The sequence below is a fragment of the Streptomyces sp. ID05-39B genome (assembly GCF_033794725.1).
Lineage (GTDB): Bacteria > Actinomycetota > Actinomycetes > Streptomycetales > Streptomycetaceae > Streptomyces > Streptomyces bobili.
Window position 1 is genome coordinate 1 of record NZ_JARGEF010000270.1, and the last position, 10195, is coordinate 10195.

Sequence of the window (10195 nt, forward strand, 5' to 3'; positions counted from 1 at the left end):
CGAGACAGCGCCAAGGGCCGCCGCCGGCCACAGCGCCCCCCGGAGACCCGCGGCGGACTGCTCATGGGACGCCCCTTCGGCGTCCCCGTCTACGTGGCCCCCAGCTGGTTCCTCGTCGCCGCCCTGATCACCTGGGTGTTCGGCGGCCAGCTCGACCGCGTACTCCCCGAACTCGGCGCCGCCCGCTACCTGGTCGCCCTCTTCTTCGCGGTCGCCTTCTACGCCTCCGTACTCGTCCACGAACTGGCGCACACCATCGCCGCCCTCCGCTTCGGACTCCCGGTCCGCCGCATCCAGCTCCAGTTCTTCGGCGGCGTCTCCGAGATCGAGAAGGAGGCCGAGACCCCCGGCCGCGAGTTCGTCCTCGCCTTCGTCGGCCCGCTGCTCTCCCTCGTCCTGGCCGGCCTCTTCTACCTCGCCATGCAGACCGTCGAGCCCGGCACCGTCCCCGGCGTCCTGCTGGCCGGACTCATGATCTCCAACCTCATCGTGGCGATCTTCAACCTCCTGCCCGGACTCCCGCTCGACGGCGGCCGCATGCTCCGCGCCGTCGTCTGGAAGATCACCGGCAAGCCCATGACCGGCACCATCGCCGCCGCCTGGGTCGGCCGCGCCCTCGCCGTCTCCGTCCTCATCGGCCTGCCACTGCTCACCCAGTCCGGAGCACTCGGCTCCGAGGCCGAGGACAGCGTCGGCATGGACACCGTCCTGGACGCCCTGCTCGCCGCCATCCTCGCCGCCATCATCTGGACCGGCGCCGGAAACAGCCTGCGCATGGCCCGCCTGCGCGAACACCTCCCCGAACTGCGCGCCCGCAACCTCACCCGCCGCGCCGTCCCCGTCGAGACGAACACCCCGCTCTCCGAGGCACTGCGCCGCGCCAACGACGCCGGCGCCCGCGCACTCGTCGTCGTCGACGCCCACGGCGAACCCGTCTCCCTGGTCCGCGAGGCCGCCATCGTCGGCGTACCCGAACACCGCCGCCCCTGGGTCGCCGTCAGCGGCCTCGCCCAGGACCTCACCGACGGCATGCGGGTCTCCGCCGAACTCGCCGGCGAAGACCTCCTCGACGCCCTGCGCGCCACCCCCGCCACCGAGTACCTGGTCGTCGAGGAGACCGGCGAGATCTACGGCGTCCTCTCCGCGGCCGACGTCGAGCGCGCCTTCGTGAAGGCCATGGCCAGGCCCTCGTAGCCGCCGCCCCGATGGTCGGCACCCCGCACAAACCCCGGTAGGCTGGTCACATGTCCGAACCGACCGGTGCCGCCCGCAGGCGCGGGCCCTTCAAGGTCGGGGACCAGGTTCAGCTGACCGACCCCAAGGGCCGCCACTACACGTTCACGCTCGAAGCCGGGAAGAATTTCCACACCCATAAGGGTTCCTTCCCGCACGACGAACTGATCGGTGCTCCCGAGGGCAGCGTTGTCCGCACCACCGGGAACGTCGCCTACCTCGCGCTGCGCCCCCTGCTCCCCGACTACGTCCTGTCCATGCCCCGCGGCGCCGCCGTGGTCTACCCCAAGGACGCGGGGCAGATCCTCGCCTTCGCCGACATCTTCCCCGGCGCACGCGTCGTGGAGGCGGGCGTCGGCTCCGGCTCACTCAGCAGCTTCCTGCTGCGCGCCATCGGCGACCAGGGCATGCTGCACAGCTACGAACGCCGCGAGGACTTCGCGGAGATCGCCCAGCAGAACGTGGAGCGCTACTTCGGCGGCCCCCACCCCGCCTGGCAGCTCACCGTCGGTGACCTCCAGGACAACCTGAGCGACACCGACGTCGACCGCGTCATCCTCGACATGCTCGCCCCCTGGGAGTGCCTGGAGGCCGTCTCCAAGGCACTCGTCCCCGGCGGCATCCTCTGCTGCTACGTGGCGACCACCACCCAGCTCGCGCGCACCGTCGAGTCCATCCGTGAGATCGGCTCCTTCAACGAGCCGACCTCCTGGGAATCGATGATCCGCAACTGGCACGTCGAGGGCCTGGCCGTCCGCCCGGACCATCGCATGATCGGCCACACCGGCTTCCTCCTCACCGCCCGCCGCCTCGCCGACGGCGTCGAGCCGCCCATGCGCCGCCGCCGCCCCGCCAAGGGCGCCTACGGCGAGGACTACACCGGCCCCAACGCCGACGGAGGCAACCGCTAGACCTCCCGTTCCGAGCGGCCCCGTGCCGCACGAACGATCCGACGCCGTGGCCGAGTTCCCCCACATCCGGGGAACTCGGCCACGGCGTCGCCATGTTGAGCCCCCACACCGGCCCACACCCGGCCACCCTCGCCCACTCCGGCCCGCCGTTCGGAACACCGGACCCGCCTGTTCCCCCACACTGTGACGTGTGGCACGATGCAGCCCACCCCACCGGCCCCACCCCACCGGCACAGCCCTCCCAGGAGACGCTCCTCGTGCAGCAATCCGCCGTCCCGGAACTGGCACACACTCACACCCGGCCCATCCACTGGGCCGCCACAGCCACCGCCGTGGCCGCAGTCGTGGCCCTGTCCTCGGTACTCCAGCCCGGTCCGGCGACCGCCGCCCAGGCGAGCGGCCCCGGCACACCGCCCGCACCCGTGACCGTCGCCGCCCCCACCACCACCGGCGTCGACTTCCCCATCGAATGCGGCCCCGTAAAAGCGCTCGTGATGAGGAAGGCCTCCGCAGACCTCGACGGCGACGGCAGGCCCGAAACAGTCGCCGTCGTCCACTGCGACGCCCCCATGGGCACCCCACCCGACGGCGTCTACGTCCTCACCCAGGCCGCCGACGCGACGAGTCCACGCGTCGTGGCCACCCTGATCGACCCCAAGGAACGCCGCACCGTCACCACCCTGACCGTCGACGACGGCACCGTGCTCGCCGACTACCTGGGCTACTCCTCGGCCGACGTGCCCAGTTGCTGCCCGGACGTGAAGGAACGCGCCAAGTGGCAGTGGAAGGACGACACGTTCATCCGCTCCACACCCGCAGGCGCCCACACCGTCTGAACCCGGCCACCAGGCGCTGTGAGAAATCAGACAGCCGTCACGGGGCGTGCCCAAAGAATCACTCGGCGTCCGGACCGTAGACCTCCACCCTGTCCGAAACCCTTCGCACATGGATGCAGTCGCCCGGACACTCCCGCGCCGAGTCCACCACGTCCGTCAGCAACGGCAGCGGCACCGGCGCCGTGGCCCCCTTGGCCTGCAGCAGCTCGTCATCAGACGTCTTCACATACGCCAGACCGTCGATGTCCAGCTCGAACACCTCCGGCGCGTACTGCGCGCAGATGCCGTCGCCGGTACAGAGATCCTGATCGATCCAGACCTCCAGCGCCTCGCCACCGACACCGGCCTCCTGCTGTACGCCCATATCTCCTGCCGAATGTTTGCCGAGCCGCACGGGAACGATGCAGGCTCTGACGGGTGTTGAACACTTCGACCCTACCTCCGGCAGCTTTCCAATCATGTTCGGTGGGTATTCCCCTGGCGTGAGGGAGAGCGCAAGGGTGAAGATCGGACACACCCCGACAGTCTTTGTGATCTAGGGGTTTCAATCGACACCCACCCAGGTAGGGTCTGGAAGCGTCCAGCTCCCCTTGGAGGAGGTGAGGACCGTGGCAGCCCACGACGACGACATGAACCGCGGCATCCGCCCGGGACGAGGGTCCGACGACCCCGCCGGGCAGATTGCCTACCTTGAGCAGGAGATCGCCGTCCTGCGACGTAAGCTCGCCGACTCTCCGCGACACACGAGGATTCTCGAAGAGCGGATCGTCGAGCTGCAGACCAATCTGGCCGGCGTGTCCGCCCAGAACGAGCGACTGGCCAACACACTCCGTGAGGCCCGAGACCAGATCGTGGCCCTCAAAGAAGAGGTCGACCGGCTCGCACAGCCCCCGGCCGGCTTCGGTGTCTTCCTCCAGGCCAACGAGGACGACACCGCCGACATCTTCACCGGAGGCCGCAAACTCCGCGTGAACGTCAGCCCCGGCGTCGAACTCGAAGAGCTCCGACGCGGCCAGGAACTGATGCTCAACGAAGCTCTCAACGTGGTCGAGGCCATGGAGTACGAGAGCGTCGGCGACATCGTCACCCTCAAGGAGATCCTCGAGGACGGCGAGCGCGCCCTGGTCGTCGGGCACACCGACGAAGAACGCGTGGTACGACTCGCCGAACCACTGCTGGACGTCGTCATCCGACCCGGCGACGCCCTGCTGCTCGAACCCCGCTCCGGCTACGTCTACGAGGTGGTCCCCAAGAGCGAGGTCGAGGAACTCGTCCTCGAAGAGGTCCCTGACATCGGCTACGAGCAGATCGGCGGTCTCGGCGGCCAGATCGAGGCCATCCGCGACGCGGTCGAGCTGCCCTACCTCTACCCCGACCTGTTCAAGGAGCACGAGCTGCGGCCGCCCAAGGGCGTACTACTCTACGGGCCCCCCGGATGCGGCAAGACACTCATCGCCAAGGCAGTCGCCAACTCACTGGCCAAAAAGGTCGCCGAGGTGACCGGACAAGCCACCGGCAAGAGCTTCTTCCTCAACATCAAGGGCCCCGAGCTGCTGAACAAGTACGTCGGCGAGACCGAGCGGCAGATCCGCCTGGTCTTCCAGCGTGCCCGTGAGAAGGCCAGCGAGGGCACCCCCGTCATCGTCTTCTTCGACGAGATGGAGTCCCTGTTCCGCACCCGCGGATCCGGCGTCAGCTCGGACGTGGAGAACACCATCGTCCCCCAGCTGCTCGCCGAGATCGACGGCGTGGAAGGCCTCCAGAACGTGGTCGTGATCGGTGCCTCCAACCGGGAGGACATGATCGACCCGGCCATCCTGCGACCCGGCCGGCTCGACGTGAAGATCAAGATCGAGCGTCCCGACGCCGAAGCGGCCAAGGACATCTTCGGCAAGTACCTCACCGAACGACTGCCGCTCCACTCCGACGACGTCGGCGAACACGGCGGCGACCGCACCACCACCGTCCAGAGCATGATCCAGACGGCAGTGGAACACATGTACGCCGAATCCGAGGAAAACCGCTTCCTGGAAGTCACCTACGCCAACGGCGACAAGGAAGTCCTCTACTTCAAGGACTTCAACTCCGGCGCCATGATCGAAAACATCGTGGGCCGCGCCAAGAAAATGGCGATCAAGGACTTCCTCGAGAAGAGCCAGAAAGGCCTCCGCGTCTCCCACCTCCTCCAGGCCTGCGTGGACGAGTTCAAGGAGAACGAGGACCTGCCGAACACCACCAACCCCGACGACTGGGCCCGTATCTCCGGAAAGAAGGGCGAGCGGATCGTCTACATCCGCACCCTGATCACCGGAAAGCAGGGCTCCGACACCGGACGCTCCATCGACACGGTGGCAAACACCGGACAGTACCTGTAAAACCAGGGCGGCTGCGGGTCCCCTTTCACGGGTACCCGCAGCCGACTGCTTTTCGGGCCACGGCTGGAGCAGGCAATGACGCAAATGATCTCCCCACCAGCACAGAGGCGTTCTAGGCTCTTGCGTACCGCCGGGCGCAGTGCGGGCACGGGCACCGCACACGCACCGGAGCACCCGCGGTACTTGAGCGGCGCCCACGACCGAGGGCGCCGCCGGGCAAGGAGGGCCGCATGACCGTACGGCGAGTAATGGGCATCGAGACGGAGTACGGGATCTCCGTCCCCGGTCACCCGAACGCCAATGCCATGCTCACCTCGTCCCAGATCGTCAACGCCTACGCGGCGGCGATGCACCGGGCCCGCCGGGCCCGCTGGGACTTCGAGGAGGAGAACCCGCTGCGCGACGCACGAGGCTTCGACCTCGCCCGCGAAGTCGCCGACTCCAGCCAGCTCACCGACGAGGACATCGGCCTCGCCAACGTGATCCTCACCAACGGCGCCCGCCTCTACGTCGACCACGCCCACCCCGAGTACAGCTCGCCCGAGGTCACCAACCCGCGCGACGCCGTCCTCTGGGACAAGGCAGGCGAACGGATCATGGCCGAGGCCGCCGAGCGCGCCGCCGCACTCCCCGGCGCCCAGCCGATCCACCTCTACAAGAACAACACCGACAACAAGGGCGCCTCCTACGGCACCCACGAGAACTACCTGATGAAGCGGGAAACCGCCTTCTCGGACATCGTGCGCCACCTCACGCCGTTCTTCGTCTCCCGCCAGGTCTTCACCGGAGCCGGCCGCGTCGGCATCGGCCAGGACGGACACGAGCACGGCTTCCAGCTCAGCCAGCGCGCGGACTACTTCGAGGTCGAGGTCGGCCTGGAGACCACCCTCAAGCGCCCGATCATCAACACCCGCGACGAACCGCACGCCGACGCCGAGAAATACCGCCGACTCCACGTGATCATCGGCGACGCCAACCTCTCGGAGATCTCCACCTACCTCAAACTCGGCACCACGGCCCTCGTGCTGTCCATGATCGAGGACGGCTTCATCGCCGTCGACCTGGCCGTGGACCAGCCCGTCCGCACCCTCCACCAGGTCTCGCACGACCCCAGCCTCAAGCGTCTCGTCACGCTGCGCAGCGGCCGCACACTCACCGCGGTCCAGCTGCAGATGGAGTACTTCGAGCTGGCCCGCAAATACGTGGAGGAGCGCTACGGCGCCGACGCCGACGAGCAGACCAAGGACGTCCTGATCCGCTGGGAGGACACGCTCACCCGCCTGGAGACCGACCCCATGAGCCTGGCCGGCGAGCTGGACTGGGTCGCCAAGCGCGAGCTGATGGAAGGCTACCGGCGCCGCGACAGCCTGGACTGGGACGCCGCCCGTCTCCACCTCGTCGACCTCCAGTACGCCGACGTACGGCCCGACAAGGGCCTCTACAACCGCCTGGTGGCCCGCGGGCGCGTGAAGCGGCTCCTGGACGAGACGGAGGTCGAGCGGGCCGTGGGCAAGCCCCCGGAGGACACCCGCGCGTACTTCCGCGGCCGGTGCCTGGAGCAGTACGCCGACGACGTCGCGGCGGCCTCCTGGGACTCGGTCATCTTCGATCTGCCGGGCCGCGACAGCCTCCAGCGCGTTCCAACCCTGGAACCGCTTCGCGGAACGCGAAATCACGTCAAGGCGCTGCTGGACCGCTGCCGCACGGCAGAAGACCTGGTCAGGGTCTTGTCGGGCGGCTGAGTGGGTACTCGGCCGCACCTGGGCGCCCGGGGTGGAAATCCCCGTGTCCGGGAATCATCGAGGTGGCACCCGCACGTTGCATCAACTGCGGGGCCGATGTCGGACCCGGCTTGTAGGGTCTGATCATCACCGATCGGCAGGATGCCGACCTGTCGACCATGTCGGGCGAACTGAGCGGGGTGAGGGTTATGGCGACCAAGGACACCGGCGGCGGCCAGCAGAAGGCGACGCGCTCCACCGAGGAGGTCGAGGAGCAGGCGGCCGAGACGCAGGCTTCGGAGGACCTCAAGGAGCGTCAGGAGAAGCTGAGCGACGACGTGGACTCGGTTCTTGACGAGATTGACGATGTACTCGAGGAGAACGCCGAGGATTTCGTGCGCTCCTTCGTGCAAAAGGGCGGAGAATAAAGGCCGGTTAGGCGACTTTGCCTTCGAAGTGAAGGTTGGCGGGGGATGGCTGAAGAAGTGCCGCATAAACGGTGCTCGGGCTGCAAGCGGAGCTTGTCGCCCGCTGCTTTCGCACGGGACAGGAATCGAAGCGATGGCCTTCAGGTGCGGTGTCGGGAGTGCGTGGCGCAATACAGCGCCGCGCACTACCGGCGCCGACGGGACGCCATCGGGAAATCCGTGCGAGAGAAGGTCGATGTTCCGGCAGGGCACAAGCTCTGTCGGACGTGTCGCGAGATCAAGCCACACAGTGAGTGGCACCGCAACGCGAGCGCATCCGACGGCCTCTCGACGCGCTGCAAGGCGTGCCGGGCGGTCCGGGGGCGGCAAGACCATCTGAAGCGCCAGTACGGCATCACCGAAGCCGAACGTGACGAGTTGCTCGCCTCTCAAGCCGGCGTCTGCTGCATATGTCTGGCGGCTCCCGCCGCACATGTGGATCACTGCCACAAGACGGGTAGGGTCCGAGGCGTACTGTGCTTCAGCTGCAATGCCGCGCTGGGGCAGTTCAAGGATCGGCCCGATGCCATAAGGCGGGCTGCCGCTTACGTGGAAGGAAACGCGTGGAAGCCAACACTCGTAGCACCGGGCGTCTACCAGCTGCCTTCCTGACGCCTGGGTCCTCGTCCTTCATGGACTTCCTGTCCGAGCACCAGCCGGAGATCCTGCCCGGCAACCGGCAACTCCCGCCGATGCAGGGCGTGATCGAGGCGCCGCACGGGACGACGATCGTGGCCGTGACCTTCCCCGGCGGTGTGGTGCTCGCCGGTGACCGTCGCGCCACGATGGGCAATGTCATCGCGCAGCGTGACATCGAGAAGGTCTTCCCGGCCGACGAGTACTCGGCTGTCGGGATCGCCGGCACCGCCGGCCTGGCCGTCGAGATGGTCAAGCTCTTCCAGTTGGAGCTGGAGCACTTCGAGAAGGTCGAGGGTGCGCAGCTGTCGCTGGAGGGCAAGGCGAACCGGCTGTCGACGATGATCCGGTCCAATCTGGGCATGGCTATGCAGGGCCTGGCCGTGGTGCCGCTGTTCGCCGGGTTCGACGTGGACCGTGACAGGGGCCGGATCTTCTCCTACGACGTCACCGGTGGTCGCTCCGAGGAGCACAACTTCGCGGCGACCGGTTCGGGCTCGGTGTTCGCGCGCGGGGCGATGAAGAAGCTGTACCGCCGTGATCTGAGTGAGGAGGAGGCCACGACGCTCGTGGTCCAGGCTCTCTATGACGCGGCTGATGACGACTCGGCGACGGGTGGTCCTGATGTCGCCCGGCGGATCTTCCCCATCGTCACGGTGATCACCGAGGACGGTTTCCGTCGGCTCACCGACGACGAGTCCTCCGAGGTCGCCCGCTCGGTGCTGGCGCGCCGTCTCGAGCAGCCGGACGGTCCGCGGGCGGCGCTGCTGTAGCCGGCCGGGTCCTTGTCAAGGTGATCGAGTGACTTCCACAGAAAGGGACGGATAACCGGTGTCGACGCCGTTCTATGTGTCACCCCAGCAGGCGATGGCCGACCGCGCGGAGTATGCGCGCAAGGGCATCGCCCGTGGTCGCAGCCTGGTCGTGCTTCAGTACGCCGACGGCATCGTGTTCGTCGGTGAGAACCCGTCCCGTGCGCTGCACAAGTTCAGCGAGATCTACGACCGGATCGGTTTCGCGGCCGCCGGCAAGTACAACGAGTACGAGAATCTGCGGATCGGTGGTGTGCGGTACGCGGATCTTCGTGGTTACACCTATGACCGTGACGATGTGACCGCCCGTGGTCTGGCCAACGTCTATGCCCAGACGCTGGGCACCATCTTCTCTTCGGCCGGTGAGAAGCCGTACGAGGTGGAGCTGGTGGTGGCGGAGGTCGGTGAGACGCCGGACGGGGACCAGATCTATCGGCTGCCGCACGACGGGTCGATCGTGGATGAGCACGGTTCGGTCGCGGTGGGTGGCAATGCGGAGCAGATCAGCAGTTATCTGGATCAGCGGCACCGGGACGGGATGAGTCTGGCCGAGGCTCTGAAGCTCGCCGTCCAGGCTCTGTCGCGGGATACGAACGGTACGCAGCGGGAGATTCCGGCGGAGCGTCTGGAGGTCGCGGTGCTGGACCGTACGCGGCCGCAGTCGCGGAAGTTCAAGCGGATCGTCGGTGGGCAGCTGGGGCGGCTGCTGGAGACGGACGGGGCGTCGACCGAGGCGGAGAGCGCCGAGGAGCCCGACGAGCCCGAGAAGAAATAGCCTGACCCGCTTCTGATGTGCCCCGGCCGGTTCTCCGGTCGGGGCACAGGCGTGTTCTCAGGCCCTGGGTGGGGCCGTGGAGCCCCGAACGACCAGTTCGACGGGAATCTCTCCCTCTTCGGGGGTGCGGCCCTCCAGGACGGCGAGCAGGGCGCGCATGCCGCGTTCTCCGAAGAGTTCGGCGTCCAGTCGTACGGTCGTCAGTTCGGGGTCGAGCGCGGCGGCCAGGGCGATGTCGTCCACGCCGGTGACGGAGACGTCGTCGGGGATCCGCAGTCCGCGTCGGCGTAGGGCTTTGTAGACGCCGGCGGCGAGTTTGTCGTCGTCGCAGACGATGGCGGTGGGTGAGGGCCCGGGGGTGTCGAGGGCGGTCTCCGTGGCGGTGAGGGCGCCTTCGATGGTCATGGGGGTGGGGGCGGTGCGCAGGGA

Annotated in this window: 11 protein-coding genes; 9 read left to right on the forward strand and 2 right to left on the reverse strand. The window is 67.8% G+C overall.

The features are described 5' to 3' along the window. The 3 genes from P1P75_RS35400 to P1P75_RS35410 all read left to right on the forward strand — a co-directional run. A partial coding sequence (locus tag P1P75_RS35400) for a site-2 protease family protein (RefSeq protein WP_319263239.1) occupies nt 1-1194 on the forward strand: 1194 nt, incomplete at its 5' end. Nucleotides 1195-1244: 50 nt separating this feature from the next. After that, nucleotides 1245-2144, forward strand: coding sequence for a tRNA (adenine-N1)-methyltransferase (locus P1P75_RS35405; RefSeq protein WP_086772234.1), 900 nt, complete (start codon nt 1245-1247; stop codon nt 2142-2144). A 257-nt stretch (nt 2145-2401) separates the two neighbouring features. Continuing rightward, on the forward strand, nt 2402-2980 hold the full coding sequence (locus P1P75_RS35410) for a hypothetical protein (RefSeq protein WP_319263241.1): 579 nt from the start codon (nt 2402-2404) through the stop codon (nt 2978-2980). 58 nt (nt 2981-3038) lie between these two features. On the opposite strand, the gene P1P75_RS35415 is transcribed toward P1P75_RS35410, so the two are convergent. Further along, a complete protein-coding gene (locus P1P75_RS35415; RefSeq protein WP_086771598.1) occupies nt 3039-3344 on the reverse strand; it encodes a ferredoxin in 306 nt (101 codons plus the stop codon). Nucleotides 3345-3588: 244 nt separating this feature from the next. On the opposite strand from P1P75_RS35415, the gene arc reads away from it, so the two are divergent. From arc to prcA, 6 genes are all read left to right on the forward strand, one after another. Then, nucleotides 3589-5355: a proteasome ATPase gene (arc, locus tag P1P75_RS35420; RefSeq protein ID WP_319263243.1), complete on the forward strand. Its 1767-nt coding sequence runs from the start codon at nt 3589-3591 to the stop codon at nt 5353-5355. A 230-nt stretch (nt 5356-5585) separates the two neighbouring features. Then, a complete protein-coding gene (gene dop, locus P1P75_RS35425; RefSeq protein ID WP_369076351.1) occupies nt 5586-7097 on the forward strand; it encodes a depupylase/deamidase Dop in 1512 nt (503 codons plus the stop codon). 188 nt (nt 7098-7285) lie between these two features. Next, nucleotides 7286-7504, forward strand: a complete 219-nt coding sequence (locus P1P75_RS35430; protein WP_030955201.1) for a ubiquitin-like protein Pup — start codon at nt 7286-7288, stop codon at nt 7502-7504. A 45-nt stretch (nt 7505-7549) separates the two neighbouring features. Further along, entirely contained in the window at nt 7550-8155 is a 606-nt protein-coding gene (locus P1P75_RS35435) for an endonuclease VII domain-containing protein (protein ID WP_319263245.1), read from the forward strand. Further along, on the forward strand, nt 8107-8952 hold the full coding sequence (prcB, locus tag P1P75_RS35440; protein WP_319263247.1) for a proteasome subunit beta: 846 nt from the start codon (nt 8107-8109) through the stop codon (nt 8950-8952). The genes P1P75_RS35435 and prcB overlap by 49 nt, the downstream gene beginning before the upstream one ends. 58 nt (nt 8953-9010) lie before the next feature. Beyond that, a complete protein-coding gene (gene prcA / locus P1P75_RS35445) occupies nt 9011-9766 on the forward strand; it encodes a proteasome subunit alpha (RefSeq protein WP_319263249.1) in 756 nt (251 codons plus the stop codon). A 57-nt stretch (nt 9767-9823) separates the two neighbouring features. On the opposite strand, the gene P1P75_RS35450 is transcribed toward prcA, so the two are convergent. Next, nucleotides 9824-10195, reverse strand: a 372-nt coding sequence (locus tag P1P75_RS35450; RefSeq protein ID WP_319263251.1) for a LacI family DNA-binding transcriptional regulator, incomplete at its 5' end; no start/stop codon positions are given.